This window comes from Burkholderia sp. 4M9327F10 (assembly GCF_005503145.1).
In the GTDB taxonomy this organism is placed as follows: Bacteria; Pseudomonadota; Gammaproteobacteria; order Burkholderiales; family Burkholderiaceae; genus Paraburkholderia.
In genome coordinates this window covers 77820-94925 of record NZ_SCNV01000026.1, presented here as the reverse complement: position 1 = coordinate 94925, position 17106 = coordinate 77820, and the positions used below count along the sequence as shown (strand labels likewise).

14 protein-coding genes are annotated in these 17106 nt (G+C 63.9%); 11 read left to right on the top strand and 3 right to left on the bottom strand.

Annotated features, from left to right (window positions below):
- Nucleotides 1-22: 22 nt before the first annotated feature.
- The 3 genes from FFS45_RS22615 to fdxA form a co-directional block, all read right to left on the bottom strand.
- On the bottom strand, nucleotides 23-724 hold the full coding sequence (locus tag FFS45_RS22615; protein WP_137956853.1) for a TetR family transcriptional regulator: 702 nt from the start codon (nucleotides 722-724) through the stop codon (nucleotides 23-25).
- Between the two features lie 195 nt (nucleotides 725-919).
- Nucleotides 920-2020 (bottom strand): NAD(P)/FAD-dependent oxidoreductase, encoded by a 1101-nt coding sequence (locus tag FFS45_RS22610; protein ID WP_137956852.1) that lies wholly within the window; start codon nucleotides 2018-2020, stop codon nucleotides 920-922.
- Nucleotides 2021-2152: 132 nt separating this feature from the next.
- A complete protein-coding gene (fdxA, locus tag FFS45_RS22605; RefSeq protein ID WP_137956851.1) occupies nucleotides 2153-2476 on the bottom strand; it encodes a ferredoxin FdxA in 324 nt (107 codons plus the stop codon).
- 276 nt (nucleotides 2477-2752) lie between these two features.
- Here fdxA and FFS45_RS22600 point away from each other — a divergent pair, with 276 nt between their 5' ends.
- The 11 genes from FFS45_RS22600 to FFS45_RS22550 all read left to right on the top strand — a co-directional run bounded on the left by FFS45_RS22600 (nucleotide 2753) and on the right by FFS45_RS22550 (nucleotide 17079).
- Nucleotides 2753-4360: a 6-hydroxynicotinate reductase gene (locus tag FFS45_RS22600; protein ID WP_137956850.1), complete on the top strand. Its 1608-nt coding sequence runs from the start codon at nucleotides 2753-2755 to the stop codon at nucleotides 4358-4360.
- A gap of 5 nt (nucleotides 4361-4365) precedes the next feature.
- Nucleotides 4366-5361, top strand: coding sequence for a UPF0280 family protein (locus FFS45_RS22595; protein WP_137956873.1), 996 nt, complete (start codon nucleotides 4366-4368; stop codon nucleotides 5359-5361).
- Nucleotides 5337-5927 carry an amino acid synthesis family protein gene (locus FFS45_RS22590; protein ID WP_137956849.1) on the top strand — a complete coding sequence of 197 codons (591 nt, stop codon included), beginning with the start codon at nucleotides 5337-5339 and terminating at the stop codon, nucleotides 5925-5927. The genes FFS45_RS22595 and FFS45_RS22590 overlap by 25 nt, the downstream gene beginning before the upstream one ends.
- Nucleotides 5928-6022: 95 nt before the next feature.
- Nucleotides 6023-6607: an amino acid synthesis family protein gene (locus FFS45_RS22585; protein WP_137956848.1), complete on the top strand. Its 585-nt coding sequence runs from the start codon at nucleotides 6023-6025 to the stop codon at nucleotides 6605-6607.
- 83 nt (nucleotides 6608-6690) lie between these two features.
- Nucleotides 6691-8667, top strand: coding sequence for an ABC transporter permease (locus tag FFS45_RS22580; protein WP_137956847.1), 1977 nt, complete (start codon nucleotides 6691-6693; stop codon nucleotides 8665-8667).
- Nucleotides 8664-9473 carry an ABC transporter ATP-binding protein gene (locus FFS45_RS22575; RefSeq protein ID WP_137956846.1) on the top strand — a complete coding sequence of 270 codons (810 nt, stop codon included), beginning with the start codon at nucleotides 8664-8666 and terminating at the stop codon, nucleotides 9471-9473. The genes FFS45_RS22580 and FFS45_RS22575 overlap by 4 nt, the downstream gene beginning before the upstream one ends.
- On the top strand, nucleotides 9470-10183 hold the full coding sequence (locus tag FFS45_RS22570; protein WP_137956845.1) for an ABC transporter ATP-binding protein: 714 nt from the start codon (nucleotides 9470-9472) through the stop codon (nucleotides 10181-10183). Before FFS45_RS22575 ends, FFS45_RS22570 begins: the two co-directional genes overlap by 4 nt.
- 79 nt (nucleotides 10184-10262) lie before the next feature.
- A complete protein-coding gene (locus FFS45_RS22565; RefSeq protein ID WP_137956844.1) occupies nucleotides 10263-11462 on the top strand; it encodes an amidohydrolase family protein in 1200 nt (399 codons plus the stop codon).
- Nucleotides 11463-11491: 29 nt separating this feature from the next.
- Nucleotides 11492-12034 carry a (2Fe-2S)-binding protein gene (locus FFS45_RS22560; protein ID WP_137956843.1) on the top strand — a complete coding sequence of 181 codons (543 nt, stop codon included), beginning with the start codon at nucleotides 11492-11494 and terminating at the stop codon, nucleotides 12032-12034.
- On the top strand, nucleotides 12031-15708 hold the full coding sequence (locus tag FFS45_RS22555; RefSeq protein WP_137956842.1) for a molybdopterin cofactor-binding domain-containing protein: 3678 nt from the start codon (nucleotides 12031-12033) through the stop codon (nucleotides 15706-15708). The genes FFS45_RS22560 and FFS45_RS22555 overlap by 4 nt, the downstream gene beginning before the upstream one ends.
- Before the next feature lie 162 nt (nucleotides 15709-15870).
- Complete coding sequence (locus FFS45_RS22550; RefSeq protein ID WP_137956841.1) at nucleotides 15871-17079, top strand: ABC transporter substrate-binding protein; 1209 nt, start codon at nucleotides 15871-15873, stop codon at nucleotides 17077-17079.
- Nucleotides 17080-17106 lie beyond the last annotated feature (27 nt).

Sequence of the window (17106 nt, the reverse complement as noted above, 5' to 3'; positions counted from 1 at the left end):
CACGAGGCGGAATCCCAGCCGGCTACGACGCGTTTTCTCGCACCTTGCCGGCCTCTTCAACCGGCACCTGCGCCAGCACCGCCCGCAACACCGTTTCCTTGATGACTTCGCACCAGTGCGCGAGCGCCGCCTTGTCCATGAGCGTTTCGCCGAGGAACGCGCTCAGCGTGTACTGGTTGGCGTTATAGAAATACCCTAGCGACGCAATCATGATGTAAACATCGCGTGCCGCGATGCCGCCACGAAACACGCCTTTCTCTTTACCCGCATCCAGCACCTTCTGGACCACGGAAATCGCATACCCGGAAATATCGCGCAGCTTGGATGACTTTTTGGCGTGCTTGCCCTGATGCAGGTTCTCGCTGGACAGCAGCGTGACGAACTCGGGATGATCGAGGTAGTACTGCCAGACAAACTCCACCACCTGAAGCAGCCCACGCACGGGATCGTCGAGGTCCAGGTCGAGCCGGCTTTCCGCTTCGTTGAACTGCGAATAGATGGTCTCCAGCACTTCGACGAACAATTGCTCCTTGCTGCCGAAGTAGTAGTAGATCATGCGGTCGTGCGAGCGCGCGGCTTTCGAAATGCTCTCAACCCGGCCACTCGCGTAGCCTTGCTTCGCAAACACCTTGATGGCGGCCTTCAGAATCTTGGCGCGCGTATCCTGGGCCTGCTTCGCGCGGATGCCGGTGGCGCCCGTCTTGCGGGCGGCAGTTGGACTCATGGGCTGCCTCGGTTCTCTCTGTTAGGTTCTGGTGCATCTGCTCACAACACAGCGCGACACGCCACAGCACGCAGCGCCCGCTGCATACCGCAGCGGGCCGGCAACATTCAACGCCGGCCCGCCGTCATGATACAGCCTGAAGTTAGCCCAAAGTCAGACAGAAATCAGCCCTAACCCAGCCCGCCAGGCAGTTCGTCAATCGAATACCGGCGACTCGACACCCAACACCTTGTGCAGTTTGGTGCTGGTTGTTGTGTACTGCATATGGATCTTCTTGTCCGGGAAAATATAGGGCGCCGCGCCAAAAGCCGCCAGCGCCGCTTCATGGAAGCCCGACAGGATCAGCTTCTTCTTGCCGGGATAGGTATTGATATCGCCGACTGCGAAGATGCCCGGCACATTGGTTTCGAACTTTTCGGTGTCGACCCCCACCTGCTTGCGCTCGATTTCCAGGCCCCATTGGGCGATCGGTCCAAGTTGCGGCGAGAGTCCGAAGAACACCAGCAGATGATCGAGTTCGAGCGTGCGCGTCACGCCGTCACCACCTGTCACCTTGATGCGGTGAAGCGCTTCATGATTGTCTTCGAAGCCACTGACCTGGCCGACGAGGCATTGCATGCGCAACTCGTCGCACAGCGCGCGCATTTTCGCCACCGAGGCAGGCGCGGCGCGGAATTCATCACGCCGGTGCACGAGGATCACGCTTTGCGCCACATCCACCAGATTGAGCGCCCAGTCGAGTGCGGAATCGCCGCCGCCGCAGATCACAATGTCCTTGTCGCGGAACAGTTCGGGGTCGCGCACACGATAGAACAGTTGCCGCCCATGATACTTGTCAATGCCGCTTACCTTCAGTGTGCGCGGCTGGAACGAGCCTACACCCGCCGCAATGAAGATGGTTTTCGTTACGAACTCGGTGCCTTTGCTGGTGCGCACGAAAAAACGCCGGTCCGCCAGACGTTCGACAATCTGCACCTCCTGCCCGAGGTGAAACGTCGCGCCAAATGGTTCGATCTGCTTGAGCAGATTATCGGCAAGCTCCTGCCCGGTGCAGATAGGCACCGCGGGAATGTCGTAAATCGGCTTGTCCGGATACAGCTCGACGCACTGGCCGCCCACTACCGGCAGCGAATCGATCACATGCGCCTTGATTTCCAGCAGGCCCAGTTCGAACACCTGAAAGAGGCCGACCGGCCCTGCACCGACGATCAATGCGTCGGTCTCGATGGGCGATGGCGGTTCGGCGTGGGTGTCTTGCGTGCCTTGAGAGGCGGGGTGGTCAACAACTTCGTTCATGGATCTCTCCTGCAATCGGTTGAGTGAGGAACAACGGGGGAACGATGAGCCGCGCGCGCATCCCGGGGATGCAGCAGCGCGGTGAAATCGGGTTGCAGAGCGGCGGTGGCGTTGGATGGAGCATGGCGTCCCTTAGCGCTCGAGCAGGTGCAGTTTGTCGATCACATCCTTCCATGCGTCAGCGTCCGGCATGGGTTCCTCGCGCTTGTTGAGCACCGGAAACACCCCGGTTAGCTCCGCATTCAGCGCGATGAACGCCTGCTGGTCTGCAGGGAGGTCTTCTTCGGCGTAAATTGCATTGACGGGGCACTCGGCCACACACACCGCGCAGTCGATGCACTCGTCCGGATCGATCACCAGCATGTTCGGCCCGGCGTGGAAGCAGTCCACCGGGCAGACGTCCACGCAATCGGTATAGCGGCAGCGGATGCAGGCTTCTGTCACGACATGAGTCACGGCGAAACTCCTTCTGCACAGGGCCGCGGCGCAGAAATTGGCGCGCCGCAGCATGACGAAAGATCAGGCAAGGCCGGGGAAAAGACGTTGCGCAGACTATTTTGATCGAGTAGATTTCAATCAAGTTTGGTGTAGTGGATACTACACGAACGGTGAGTGACCGCAACATTTTTCAAAATGCGTGCTGTGGCGTGTCACACGAATAGGCCTTGAAACATAGGCTATTTCGTCAGCCGGGCAGGACCGCTTGTAATGTCGTCGTATGGGAACCCCAACATGACTGAGCATACGAAGGTCGATTTCGGTGCAGACCGGGTGGATGGCGAAACCGCCTCCACGCCTGGCCCCACCGTGCTCGAAAAAGCGGCGCCCCGCAGCGAGCGGATGGCGTCCAACAAGATCGAATGCAATGCCTGCCCCGTGCTGTGCCAGATATCCGAAGGCCGCACCGGGGCGTGCGACCGCTATGCGAATGCAGAAGGGCGGCTGATCCGTGTCGATCCGGTGGTGTTCATGGCGCGCTCGCCTGTGGCAGTGCAAAGCCCTGAAGCGCAGGCCACGATCGAATTTGGTGCATCGGGGCAGGCGCACGGCGATGCAGCCAAAGAGGAGCAGGCGCTCTTCGTGACCGGTGTGGGCGCGTCGTCCACCTACCCGGACTACAAGCCCGCGCCTTTTATCGTGGCTTCGAAGCACAACGATGTCGATATGGTGACCGTCGTCACCGAGGGCATCTTTAGCTACTGCAGTTTCAAGGTGAAGATCGACACCGACCGCTTTCTCGGGCCGGAGCAGGCGAATGTGCGTTGCCAGGGTGAGATGGTCGGCCACGTCACCACCGCCGAATACGGCTCGCAGATGCTGAGCCTCGGCGGCGTCCACCATCTGACCGGCGGCAGCAAGAAAGAAGGCCGCGTGACCTGCGACATGATGCTGGCGCTCGGCAACAAGGAGGCGGTCGAGCTGACTATCGACGGCGGTGCGAGTCTGGTGATCCGCGCCGGCGCGGCGCCAATCGTGGACGGCGTCGAAGAGCAGCGTATGCGGGTGGGCTGCGGCTCCGCGACTATCGGCATCTTTGCCAAACAGTGGTTCGGCCATGTCGACGAGGTAGTGGTGGTCGACGATCACATTACCGGCGTGCTGACCGAGCATCAGGCGGGGCGGTGTCTGGGCATGACGCGCTCAGGTCTGAAGATTCGCGGCCGCAAATCGACGCCGGGCCGCTATTTTCAGGTGGCCAATCCGGGCACCGGTTGGGGCGGCACCGACATACAGGACCCGCTGGCGATTATTGAAGGCTTCGATCCCGCGGTGGCCCGGCCCGGCATGCGCCTGCTGATGGTGTCGACCACCGGCGAGCATGCGCAGTGGTACGAGCTTGATTCCGATCTGACGCCGCGCATCATGGAGATGCCGGATGCGGTGCGGCGCACCGTGGAGCGGATCGGCGAAAACTGCGAACCGTCGCTGGCGACCGTGTTGTTTCTGGGCGGCGCGGGCGGCAGCCTGCGCGCCGGCGCCACCGAAAATCCGGTGTTGCTGACGCGCGCCATCAAGCAGCGGCTCGTGAACGTGACATGCGGTGGCGCACCGGCTTACGTATGGCCGGGCGGCGGCATTACGGTCATGGTGGATGTGACGCGTATGCCGGACCGTTCATTCGGCACGGTGCCGACGCCGGCCATCGTCGCACCGATCGAGTTCACGATGAGCTATGACGCGTACCGCGATCTTGGCGGCCACCTCGATGCCGTGCGCTCGCTCGAAAGTGTGCTGGCCAATGGACCGGATCATCTCGAAGGGGCGCCGCTGGCGCGCCGCACCCTGGCGCGCCACCCGGATAACCCATGGCCGCTCGGCATGCCGCCGATGCTGGGGTGACGCATATGACCGCAACCCGCGTCGCGCTGGACGCCACACGCCGGCATTTGCAGCACGGCCCGATTGATCTGATCATCGGCGCGGATGGCGATGCCCCTGCCGTGCAGGCCGCGCATGAGGAGTGCTGGCAGCGCTTCACGACCATCCTTGACGAACTGGTTGCGGAGTTGCCGGCACTGAGACAAGCTGTACGGCAAGACGCCTTGAGCCGGCCTTGCGCGGGCCGGGTTGCAAGCCGCATGTGGGACGCCTGCTATCCGTATCGTGCACGTTACATCACGCCGATGGCCGCGGTCGCGGGCAGCGTCGCGGACGAACTGATCGCTGCGTTTGTGCGGCCAGGCATACGGCGGGCGTTCATCAACAACGGCGGCGATATTGCATTGCATCTGGACGAAGGGCAACACTACCGGATCGGCGTGTTTGCGGATCTGGCCGGATTGGCGCAGACGCGCCTGCATGAAGGCCTGAAGCTTGACGCCGATCTGAGCCTGGACGCGGCGCAGCCGGTGCGCGGCATTGCGACGAGCGGCTGGCGCGGCCGTAGTTTCAGCCTCGGCATCGCCGATAGCGTGACCGTGCTGGCTCGCAACGCCGCAGCCGCTGACGCCGCCGCAACGATGATCGCGAATGCAGTGGATCTGAAGCACGCCGATATCGTGCGCCAGCCAGCCTCGTCGCTGAAAGACGATAGCGATCTTGGCGACTTGCTGGTGACGGTCGACGTACCGCCGTTGCCGCAACCGCTGATCGATTTTGCCCTTGCACGCGGCGCAGAGGAAGCGACCCGCCTGCACGAGCAGGGTTTGATAGAAGGCGCAGCATTGTTTCTGCAACGGCGGGTGCGCGTGGTCGGCATGACCCCGCCGGGCGCGCCCGCTTCAAGAGCAAAGGACGGCATGGGCCTGAGCGGTGGCGCGGCTTCTGCGCACATCACGTATAGCGCCCACAGACCCCATTATCCAACGGAGGCTCCGTGTTCGAAATCCGCCGCGTGCTGACGCACGTCGAAGACATCTTTCATGAATTTGGACCACCGCCCGCGCATCCGTTGCGCAAGGGGGCGATTGCAGCGGTAATGAACAATCCGTTCGCGGGCCGCTACGAAGCGAAGATCGAACACGCCATGGAAGCGCTCAAGCCGATTGGCGTCGATCTCGCCCAGCGGCTGCTCGCCGCGATGGCGGTGCCGCACGCCGCCATCGAAAGCTACGGCAAGGGGGCGATTGTCGGCGCGGCGGGAGAGCTGGAGCACGGTGCACTGTGGCACGTGCCGGGTGGTTACGCGATGCGCGAGCTGCTCGAGAAAAACGGTGTGCCGACCAACGCCATCGTGCCGTCCACCAAGAAGGTCGGTGCACCTTCGAGCGCACTCGATGTGCCGATGACCCATGTGAACGCAAGCTATGTGCGCAGCCACTTCGACGCACTCGAAGTGCGCGTGCCGGGCGCGCCGGCCGCCGATGAAGTGGTTTATATCCTGGTCATGAGTACCGGGCAGCGCGTGCATGCGCGCGTCGGCGGCCTCGCGAAAGAGGCGATTGTCGGCAAGGACGGCCTGCGCTAGGCCGCGGCCTCGTAGAGGCCAAAGCACAAAACCCAGGCGCAGCGCACGCGAACACAGCGCAAGCAAAAGCAGCGAACCCATACACGGAGAGCGAAATGGCAATCAAGCTTCGCAAGCTGGTAGTGCAGGTGGATGAAACACGCATTGAAATGGGCCAGACGATCGAGCCGCCGACGCGCCGGGCAGTCGCCATCGCCGTGATCGAGAACCCTTACGCGGGCCGCTTCGAGACAAAGCTCGACGCGCTGATCGACGCGGGGGAAGAACTCGGCGCGCTGCTCGGCAAGAAATGCGTCGAGGCGCTGGGCATTGCGCCCGGCGAGGCGCACAGTTACGGCAAGGCGGCGATTGTCGGCGAAGCGGGCGAGCTTGAGCATGCCGCCGCGATCCTGCATCCGAAGCTCGGCGCGCCGCTGCGCGTCGCGGTGGAAAAGGGCGCCGCGCTGGTGCCGTCGGCGAAAAAAATGGGCACGCTCGGCACGGCAATCGACGTGCCGCTCGGCCACAAGGACGCCGCCTTCGTGCGCAGTCACTTCGACGCCATCGAAGCACGCGTTGCCGATGCGCCGCGTGCCAACGAGATCGTGGTGGCGGTCGCCGTGACGGACTCGGGACGGCCGCTGCCGCGTATCGGCGGATTGCAGGCAAGCGAGATCAAGGGCGAAGACGGTTTGCGCTAAATTGATTCGCTGGTACTGTGCTGCCCGTGAGGCGCGCGCTACCGGCTGCGCATGAGATGGATTGCAAGTCGCTGAGGGTTACGATGCTTTCGAATCTGCTGGTACAACTGGTCAATGGACTCGCCGATGCGTCGACGCTGTTTCTCGTCGCCGCCGGCCTGTCGCTGATCTTCGGCGTGACGCGCATCGTCAACTTCGCGCACGGCTCGTTCTATATGTTCGGCATTTATGTCGCATATAGCCTCGCGAGCCGTTTCGGCCATAGCACTGGGGGGTTCTGGCTGTCGGTGCTGGCGGCGGCGCTTGTCGTCGCGGTGCTCGGCGCGCTGGTCGAAATGATCGTGCTGCGGCGTATCTATCAGGCGCCGGAGTTGTTTCATCTGCTGGCGACCTTCGCACTGGTGCTGATCTTCCGTGATGCGGCGCTCTGGCTGTGGGGCCCGGAAGATCTGTTCGGGCCGCGTGCGCCGCATCTGGCCGGCGCGGTCACGCTGCTCGGCCATCCGTTGCCCACCTACGATATCGCGCTGATCGTGATCGGCCCGCTGGTGCTGCTGCTGCTCTGGTATGCCCTCACGCGCACGCGCTGGGGCACGCTGGTGCGGGCGGCGACTCAGGACCGCGAGATGCTCGGCGCGCTGGGTATCAATCAGGCGTGGCTGTTTACCGGCGTGTTTTTTGTCGGTGCGTTTCTGGCGGGCCTCGGTGGCGCGTTGCAGGGGCCGCGCATGTCGGCGAATCTGTCGCTCGATCTCGAGACCATCGGCAATGCGTTTGTGGTCGTGGTGGTGGGCGGCATGGGGTCCATCCCGGGTGCCTTTGTCGCCGCCTTGCTGATTGCCGAAATCAAGGCGCTGTGCATCGGCATCGGACACGTGTCGATTGGCGGGATCGATTTTTCTCTGAGCCGCTTTACGCTGGTGGCGGAATTTGTCGTGATGGCGGTGGTGCTGGTGGTGCGGCCTTGGGGATTGCTGGGCCGCGCCAGTGCCGCGGTGCGCGGCATGGCTGCGCCGGAGGCGCCGTTGCGGCCCGCGGGCAAGCGTCTGAAGTGGCTGGCGCTGGCGGCGCTCGTGCTGCTGGTGCTCGCGCCGCTTGCCGCCAAAGCGTTTCCCTATATGCCCATTTTGCTGGTCGAAATCCTGATTGCCGTGCTGTTTGCCACCAGCCTGCACTTCATCATGGGACCGGGCGGGATGCATTCGTTCGGGCACGCGGCGTATTTCGGCCTGGGCGCTTACGGCGCGGCGCTGTTTCTCAAAGTGCTCAACCTGCCGATGGAAGCGGCGCTTCTGCTCGGGCCATTGCTCGCGCTCGGCGGCGCACTGGTGTTCGGCTGGTTCTGCGTGCGTCTGTCCGGCGTGTATCTGGCCATGCTGACGCTGGCGTTTGCGCAGATCGTCTGGTCGGTGGTGTTCCAATGGGACGACGTGACCGGCGGCAGCAACGGCGTGCTGGGATTGTGGCCGTCGAACTGGTTGTCTTCGCCGCTCGCCTATTACTACCTGACGCTCGCCTGTGTCGTGATCTGCGTCTGGCTGCTGCGGCGCATGCTGTTCTCGCCGCTCGGTTATGCCATGCGCGCTTCACGTGATTCCGGTTTGCGCGCCGAGGCGATCGGCATTGACGTCAAGCGGGTGCAATGGGCGTCGTTTGTGATTGCGTCGGTGTTTTGCGGGCTTGCCGGTTCGCTGTACGCGTTTTCGAAGGGCACGATTTCACCGGAGGTCATCAGCGTGAGCCGTTCGGTCGACGGGCTCGTGATGGTGCTGCTAGGCGGCCTGCAGACGCTGACCGGGCCGCTTGTCGGCGCTGCGGTATTCACGTGGCTGCAAGACACCGTGGCGCGTCAGACCGACTACTGGCAGGCGCTGCTCGGCTTTACGATCCTGCTGCTGGTGATCGCGTTCCCGCAAGGCATCGTCGGCTTCATTCGCGAGCGCTTCGGCGACGACGACATCGGCGCGAAAAACGGTCATGCCGGTGGTGTGAGCGAAGTGCAGCGAGGCAGCGCTTCACCCACGCCCTCGCAAGCTACTGCGATGAAGGAGGGGCTATGAGCCTCTTGCGCGTCTCAGGCTTGTCGAAGTCGTTCGGCGGCCTCAAAGCCGTCGACGACGTCTCGTTCGATCTCGAAGCCGGCCAACTGCTCGCGCTGCTCGGCCCGAACGGTGCGGGCAAATCGACCTGCTTCAATATGGTCAACGGGCAACTGAGGCCGTCCGCCGGTTCGATCCGCCTTGACGATCACGAACTTGTCGGCATGCGGCCGCGCGACATCTGGCGTCTTGGCGTGGGCCGCACGTTCCAGATTGCCGCCACCTTTAATTCAATGACGGTGCTTGAAAACGTGCAGATGGCGCTGGTCTCGCGGGAACGCAAACTGTTCGGTCTGTGGAAGCCCGCAGGCTCATGGTTCGCCGATGAAGCGTACAGCCTGCTCGAACAGGTGGGCATGGCGGCCGATGCACATCGCGCCTGCGGCGTGCTGGCCTATGGCGACGTAAAGCGCGTCGAGCTTGCGATTGCCATGGCGAACCGCCCGAAGCTGCTGCTGATGGACGAACCGACCGCCGGCATGGCGCCGAAGGAGCGCAACGACCTGATGGCGCTGACCAAGCGTCTTGTCACCGAGCACAAGATAGGCGTGCTGTTCACCGAGCACAGCATGGATGTGGTGTTCGCCTACGCCGACCGCATGATCGTGCTGGCGCGCGGCAAGCTGATCGCCGAAGGCAGCGCGGAGACGATCCGCAACGACGCGCGCGTCCAGGAAGTCTACTTCGGCACCGGCAAGACTTTCCAGGCGCATGCGGCACTGGATCATCACGACGGCCAAGGCGGTCATCAGGGGGCGCTGCAATGAGCGAGCCGATGCTGAAAGTCTCCGGCCTCAACGCGTTTTATGGCCGCGCTCACATCCTGTTCGATGTCGGCCTCGAAGTGGGACGCGGCGAAGTGGTGGCGCTGATGGGCCGCAACGGCGCGGGCAAATCCACCACCATGAAGGCGGTGATGGGTCTGCTGCCGCGCCGTCAGGGTGAAGTCCGGTTTCGCGGCGCCGACATTTCGAAACTGCAGCCGTACCGGATCGCGCGCATGGGGATGGGGTTCGTGCCTGAGGACCGGCGCGTGTTCTCCGACCTCACCGTGATGGAAAACCTCGACGCGGGCCGGCAACCGCCGCGCGAAGATGCGCTGCAGTGGACGCCGGACAAGCTGTTCCGGCTCTTCCCCAATCTCGGCGAAATGCCGAGACGCCCGGGCGGCCAGATGAGCGGCGGCGAGCAGCAGATGCTGACCGTCTCGCGCACGCTGATGGGTAACCCGTACCTGGTGCTGCTCGACGAACCGTCGGAGGGCGTGGCGCCCGTGATCGTCGAGCAGATGGCGAACATGATTCTCGAACTCAAGCGCGAAGGGCTGTCGATCCTGTTGTCCGAACAGAACCTGCACTTCGCCGAGCTGGTCAGCGACCGCGCCTATGTCCTCGAAAAAGGGCAGATTCGCTTTAGCGGCACGATCGGCGAACTCGCGAAGAACGAAACAGTCAGGCGCGCTTACTTGAGCGTCTGATTCCTGCGACGCGGCTCGCGCAACCGGCCATGCACCGGTAGGCGGCCGCCTCGGGTAGTCGTTGCGAAAGGAGAAGCAGATGGCAGCAGAGACGTTGACGGGGTTGTCGGGCAAAGTCGTCGTAAGCAATATCGGCCTGCTGTTATCGGGCGATATCGACCAGCCGATTCTGGATGCGGATACGCTGGTGATCGACGACGGCGTGATCGTCGCCGTGGGCAAGGCCAAGGACTGCGATCTCGAAGGCGCGCGCACCACGGTCGATTGCAAAGGCACAGCGGTTGCGCCGGGCCTGATCGATTCGCACGTGCATCCTGTCTTCGGCGACTGGACGCCGCGCCAGAATCAGATGGGCTGGATCGAGTCGAATCTGAACGGCGGCGTGACAACCATGATCTCGGCGGGCGAAGTGCATTTGCCAGGACGTCCTAAGGATATCGTCGGTGTGAAAGCGCTGGCAATCACCGCGCAGCGCTCGTTCGAAGGCATGCGTGGCGCGGGCGTCGGCGGCGGCGTGAAGGTGCTGGCCGGCGCGCCGGTGATCGAAAAGGGCATGGTCGAGGAAGACTTCAAGGAACTGGCGGCGGCGGGTGTGAAGCTGCTTGGCGAGGTGGGGCTCGGCAGCGTGAAAGCTGGCGAAGAGGCTGGCCAGATGGTGGCCTGGGCGCGCAAGTACGGGATTCAAAGCACAATTCATACGGGTGGCCCGTCGATTCCCGGTTCGGGCCTGATCGACAAGGACGTGGTGCTCGCCGCCGACGCGGACGTGATTGGCCATATCAACGGCGGCCATACCTCGCTGTCTTACCGTCACGTTTGCGACCTGTGCGAGCAATCCACCCGTGCACTCGAAATTGTCCACAACGGTAATGAACGGATCGCGCTGCTGACCGCGCGTCATGCAATCGAACTCAAATGCCCGCACCGCATCATCCTTGGCACCGACAGTCCCGCCGGTTCAGGCGTGCAGCCGCTCGGCATTCTGCGGATGATCGCGTTGATTTCGAGTCTTGCTGACGTGCCCGCGGAAATCGCGTTCTGTTTTGCGACCGGCAACACGGCGCGGCAGCGCAATCTGCGTCAGGGTTTGATTGAAGTGGGCCGGCCCGCGGATCTGGTGTTCATGGACCGCGCGCAGCACACGGCGGGCAGCACGCTGCTTGAAAGCGTGCAGCTCGGCGATATACCGGGCGTCGGCATGGTGATGATCGACGGCCTGATCCGTTGCCGGCGCAGCCGCAATACGCCGCCGGCAACCGAAGTGCCGGTGGTCGTTTAAATGTTGGGCGAGCCGTCGGCGCCGCTGCCATGAGCCATCCCGCAGACCACCCAGCCAGCTTCGCACTCAAGGTGAACGGTGCGACGCATGTCGTCAGCGCCAGTGTGGATACGCCGCTGCTGTATCTGCTGCGTAACGACCTGGAGTTGAACGGTCCGAAGTTCGGCTGCGGGCTCGGCGAATGCGGCGCGTGTACGGTGCTGCTCGACGGCATGCCGACCCGCTCGTGCGTCACGACGGCGCGGGTCGCGCAAGGGCGGGAGATCACCACGCTCGAAGGACTGGGGACGCGTGCGAAACTGCATCCGGTGCAGCAGGCGTTTATCGACGAACAGGCCGCGCAGTGCGGCTATTGCCTCAACGGCATGATCATGACCGCGAAAGCGCTGCTCGAGCGCGATCCTCACCCCAGCGACGAAACCATTCGTCGCGAACTGTCGCGCAACCTGTGCCGCTGCGGCACGCATGTCGAGATTCTGCGTGCCGTGCACCGCGCCGCTCAACTGCTGGCGGCGCAGCGCGGCGAGCATGCGCCAGCGCGCGCAGGAGAGCACGCGGGAGAGCGCGTATGACCGGGCCGGACGTCAGCGTGGATCGTCAGCCGCTTTCGCGCCAGCAGCTCGATGACGCGCAGAACGTGCTGATCGTCTTACGGCCGCCGCAGGCGCCGGTCAAGCCGGCGGTCGGGCAGCCCGGCTCGCGCTCGTCGTTCGTGCCGACTGCAGCAGACGTATTCCTCGTGGTGCGCGGCGACGGCAGCGTGATGGCGTTCAACGGGCACGTTGATCTGGGGACCGGAATCGGCACGGCGCTCGCGCAGATTGTGGCGGAAGAACTGGATGTGCCGCTGACGCGCGTTGCGATTGTGCTTGGACACACCACCGAGGTGCCGAACCAGGGCCCGACAATTGCGAGCGCCACGATCCAGATCTCGGCGGTGCCGCTGCGTCTCGCGGCGGCGCAGGCGCGGCAGTATCTGGTGGCGCAAGCGGCAGAGCGTTTTGGTGTCAGCGCCGAGACGCTCGATGTGCGCGACGGCATCGTGCATCGGCGCGGCGAGGACAAGACGCAAGGCATCGGCTATGGCGAACTGATCGCAGGACGGCGCATCGAGCTGACGCTCGCAGCGGACACGCCCGTCAAGCCGCCGGAAACATATCGCATAGTCGGCAAGAGCACTGCGCGCCTCGATATTCCCGCTAAAGCCATCGGCGAGCTTATGTTCGTGCACGACGTACGCGTGCCCGGCATGCTGCACGGCCGGGTGGTGCGTCCACCGTATGCGGGCGTGGCGCAAGGCGACTTTATCGGCAACAGTCTGCTGCATGTCGATGAAGCGTCCGTGAGCGATCTGCCCGGTATCGTCAAAGTGGTCGTGATCCGCGATTTTGTCGGCATCGTCGCCGAGCGCGAGGAGGTCGTGCAGCAGGCAGTCAAACGGCTCGATGTGCAGTGGAAAACGGTGGAAGGCTTGCCGCCGCTCGAAACCAGCAGCGAAGTCGAGGCCGCTTTGCGCGCCAATCCCGCGACGCGCCGCGATCTGGTGATCGAAGGCGATGTCGATGCGGCGCTCGCGCAGGCCGGCAACACGCTCGAACGCACCTATGTCTGGCCGTTCCAGATGCATGCGTCGATCGGGCCGTCATGCGCCGTGGCCGACTACCGTGACGGTGCGCTCAAGGTCTGGTCCGGCACGCAGAATCCGCATTCGCTGCGCGCCGATCTGGCGCTGCTGCTGACGCTCGACGAAACGAAGATCGACATCGTGCGTATGGATGCCGCCGGTTGCTACGGCCGCAACTGCGCCGACGACGTCGCCGCGGACGCGGCTTTGCTCTCGCGTGCGGTGGGCAGTCCGGTGCGCGTGCAGCTTTCGCGTGAAGACGAACACGCATGGGAGCCGAAGGGCGCGGCGCAGCTGATGGACGTGCGCGGCGCGGTCGATTCGAACGGTCAGCTCACCGGATACGATTTCGCCACGCGCTACCCGTCGAACGATGCGCCCACGCTCGCCCTGCTGTTGACGGGCACGATCTCGCCGCAGCCGCAGGTGTTCGAAATGGGCGACCGCACATCCGTGCCGCCTTACGACTACCGCACGATGCGCATCGTGTGCGACGACACGCCGCCCATCGTCCGCGCGTCCTGGTTGCGTGGCGTCTCGGCACTGCCGAACACGTTCGCGCACGAGTCTTTCATCGATGAACTCGCCGCCGAGGCCGGTGTCGATCCGGTCGAATTTCGGCTACAGCATTTGACCGATCCACGCGCTATCGACTTGGTGAAAGCGGTGGCTGAGAAGGCGGGATGGGAACCGCGTAAGGTCGCGCCAAAGGACGAGGCGCACGGTGAACAAGATGATCAGCCAGGCAGCGAACCAGGCGCCGAACCGGACGGCGAACCGCGCGATGACATCGCACGCGGCAGAGGTTTCGCATACGCGCGCTACGTGCACAGCAAGTTCCCCGGTTTCGGCGCGGCGTGGGCTGCCTGGGTGGCCGACGTCGAGGTGAACCGCAAGAGCGGCGAGCTGGCCGTCACGCGCGTGGTGGTCGGCCAGGACACCGGCACGATGGTGAATCCCGATGGCGTGCGTCATCAGATCCACGGCAACGTGATCCAGGCGACCAGCCGCGCGTTGAAAGAGCGCGTGACCTTCGGCGAGAACGCCGTCACGAGTCAGGAGTGGGGCGCGTACCCGATCCTGACATTCCGCGAGGTGCCGGTCATTGAAGTGGTGATGATGCCGCGCCACGGCGAGCCGCCCATGGGCACAGGAGAATCGGCTTCGCTGCCCGGCGCCGCGGCAATTGCCAACGCGCTCTACGATGCGACGGGGGTGCGGTTTCGCCGCCCGCCGTTCACGCCCGAGGTGATTCGCGCCGCGCTTGCCGACGGACCGGCACAAGCGGCCACTGCCGCTGCCGCGCGCAGAAAAAAGCGCTGGCGCCTCGGCTTCCTCGGCGCGTTGACCACGGGCGCGGCGGGGTGGCTAGGGATGGCATCGTTCGCGCCACAGCCTATCGCGCCGATCACGCCGCCGCTCGCCACTTCGTTCGCCCCCGAACTGATTGCGCGCGGCAAGCTGCTTGCGTCGCTGGGCGATTGCGCCGTGTGCCACACGGCGCACAACGGCGTGCCGAATGCCGGTGGCCGGCCGCTCGATACGCCGTTCGGCACCCTCTACACCACGAACATCACGCCGGATGCGCAGACCGGCATTGGCACGTGGTCGTTCGAGGCGTTCGTGCGAGCCATGCGCCAAGGCATCCATCGCGATGGACGGCATCTGTACCCCGCTTTTCCCTATACCTCGTTCAAGAACGTTTCGGACGACGACCTGCAGGCGCTCTACGCGTATCTGATGTCGCAGACGCCGGTGCGCTCTCGTCCGCCTGAAACCAGGCTCGCGTTCCCGTTCAGTGTTCGGCCGCTGATGGCCGCATGGAACAGCCTGTTTCTGAGGCGCAATACCTTCACCGAGGACGCCACACAAACCGCCCAGTGGAATCGCGGCGCGTATCTGGTCAACGGCCTCGGTCATTGCAGCGCATGCCACACGCCACGCAATGCGTTCGGCGCCGAGAAAACCGGCGCGGCGTTCCTCGGCGGAGGCCTGGCGGAAGGCTGGGAAGCCCCCGCTCTCACAACACTCTCGAATGCCCCTGTGCCCTGGACCGAAGACGAACTGTTCAGCTATCTGCGCTCCGGTCACGCGCCGCTGCATGGCGTGGCAGCCGGCCCGATGGGACCGGTCGTCAGCGAACTGGCGGCGTTGCCCGACAGCGACATCCGCGCCATGGCGAATTATCTTGCCTCGCTTAACCCGCCGGAACCGAACGCGAACCCGCAAGCGTTGGCGCGCGAATATGAGCAAGCGAGCGCCCAAGCCAGTCTCGCGACGCCGGCGGCTTCGAGCCTCGGCGCGCGTCTGTTCGACGGCGCCTGCGCGGCATGCCACCACACAGGCAACGGGCCGCAGCTATTCGGCGCGCATCCGTCGCTCGCACTCAATACGAATCTGCATAGCGCGGCGCCCGACAACCTGATTCGCGTGATTCTGGATGGCATCGGCTCGCCTGCGCGGCCCGAACTCGGTACGATGCCGGCTTACCGCGACAGTTTCAACGACGCCCAGGTGGCCGAACTCGTGTCCTATCTGCGTCAACAGTTTGCGGGCGGCAAACCCGCGTGGCAGGACGTCGAGGCGAGCGTGGCGCGGATTCGCGCGGCGCCCCACGACTGACGTGCTGGAAGGGACCGCACGGCACTGGAGCGCTGGAACGCACCGCTTCCGCCACAGCGCGAACCAGGCAATACGCTCGCAACGCCGTGCACCAAAGTAGCCGCATTTGAATTCGCGTATTTGATCCGTATTCCCGCACTCCCACTCATAACGGAGCAACACATGACCACACGCCCAGGTTGGATCTCTCGTCTGACGCTCTCATTGACGCTGTCGTTGACGGCACTCGGGGCGGCCGCCCAGGAGACGATCAAGATTGGCGAAATCAACAGTTATAAGGCCCAGCCTGCCTTTCTCGGCCCTTACAAGAATGGCTGGAATCTCGCGCTCGACGAGGTGAACGCGGCGGGTGGCGTGCTCGGCAAGAAGCTCGAAGTCGTCTCGCGCGACGACAACGCCAACCCCGGCGATACGGTGCGGGTCGCGCAGGAGCTGGTAACGGGCGAGGGCGTGCAGGTGCTGTTCGGCGGCTTCCTGTCGAATACCGGCCTGGCACTCGCCGACTACGCGAAGCAGCGGCATATTTTCTTCCTCGCTGCCGAACCGCTGACCGACAAGATCGTCTGGGCCGACGGCAACAAGTACACCTACCGCCTGCGTCCATCCACTTACATGCAGGTGGCGATGCTGGTGCCGGAAGCGCTCAAGCTGCACAAGAAGCGCTGGGCTCTGGTGTATCCGAACTACGAATACGGCCAGTCGGCGGTGGCGACCTTCAAGAAGCTGATGCAGGCGGCCCAGCCGGACATCGAATTTGTCTCCGATCAGGCCACGCCGCTCGGCAATCTCGATGCCGGTGCGGTGACGCAGGCACTTGCCGACGCGAAGCCTGACGCGATCTTCAACGTGCTGTTCGGCGCGGACCTCGGCAAGTTCGTCCGGCAAGGCAATACGACCGGGCTCTTCAAGGATCGCAGCGTCGTGTCCCTGCTGACGGGCGAACCGGATTATCTGGACCCGCTTGGCGCCGAGGCGCCCACCGGCTGGATTGTGACCGGCTACCCGTGGTATTCGATCGATACGGCGGCGAACAAGAAGTTTGTCGATGCGTATCAGGCGAAATATCACGACTATCCGCGTCTGGGCTCGGTGGTCGGCTACTCGGCGTTGATGTCGCTGGCCGACGGCCTGAAGAAAGCCGGTTCCACCGATCCTGACAAGCTGGCCGCTGCGTTCAAGGGCTTGAACGTCGACACGCCGTTTGGGCCGATCACGTATCGCGCGCAGGACAACCAGTCGACCATGGGTGCTTTCGTGGGCGTGACTGCCGTGAAGGACGGCAAGGGCGTAATGACGTCGTACCGCTACATCGACGGCGCGAGTGTGCAACCGTCCGATGCCGAGGTGAAGAAACTGCGTCCGGCTGACTGACAGGCGCTACCGCACACCGGGTCTCAC

What these genes read in the sequence shown, in the direction of transcription:
- FFS45_RS22595 (WP_137956873.1), top strand. Translation starts at nt 4,366, where the DNA reads ATGACCGCAACCCGCGTCGCGCTGGACGCCACACGCCGGCATTTGCAG.
- FFS45_RS22565 (WP_137956844.1), top strand. Translation starts at nt 10,263, where the DNA reads ATGGCAGCAGAGACGTTGACGGGGTTGTCGGGCAAAGTCGTCGTAAGC.
- FFS45_RS22615 (WP_137956853.1), bottom strand. Translation starts at nt 724, where the DNA reads ATGAGTCCAACTGCCGCCCGCAAGACGGGCGCCACCGGCATCCGCGCG.
- FFS45_RS22580 (WP_137956847.1), top strand. Translation starts at nt 6,691, where the DNA reads ATGCTTTCGAATCTGCTGGTACAACTGGTCAATGGACTCGCCGATGCG.
- FFS45_RS22610 (WP_137956852.1), bottom strand. Translation starts at nt 2,020, where the DNA reads ATGAACGAAGTTGTTGACCACCCCGCCTCTCAAGGCACGCAAGACACC.
- FFS45_RS22600 (WP_137956850.1), top strand. Translation starts at nt 2,753, where the DNA reads ATGACTGAGCATACGAAGGTCGATTTCGGTGCAGACCGGGTGGATGGC.
- FFS45_RS22575 (WP_137956846.1), top strand. Translation starts at nt 8,664, where the DNA reads ATGAGCCTCTTGCGCGTCTCAGGCTTGTCGAAGTCGTTCGGCGGCCTC.
- FFS45_RS22570 (WP_137956845.1), top strand. Translation starts at nt 9,470, where the DNA reads ATGAGCGAGCCGATGCTGAAAGTCTCCGGCCTCAACGCGTTTTATGGC.
- FFS45_RS22560 (WP_137956843.1), top strand. Translation starts at nt 11,492, where the DNA reads ATGAGCCATCCCGCAGACCACCCAGCCAGCTTCGCACTCAAGGTGAAC.
- FFS45_RS22550 (WP_137956841.1), top strand. Translation starts at nt 15,871, where the DNA reads ATGACCACACGCCCAGGTTGGATCTCTCGTCTGACGCTCTCATTGACG.
- FFS45_RS22585 (WP_137956848.1), top strand. Translation starts at nt 6,023, where the DNA reads ATGGCAATCAAGCTTCGCAAGCTGGTAGTGCAGGTGGATGAAACACGC.
- FFS45_RS22555 (WP_137956842.1), top strand. Translation starts at nt 12,031, where the DNA reads ATGACCGGGCCGGACGTCAGCGTGGATCGTCAGCCGCTTTCGCGCCAG.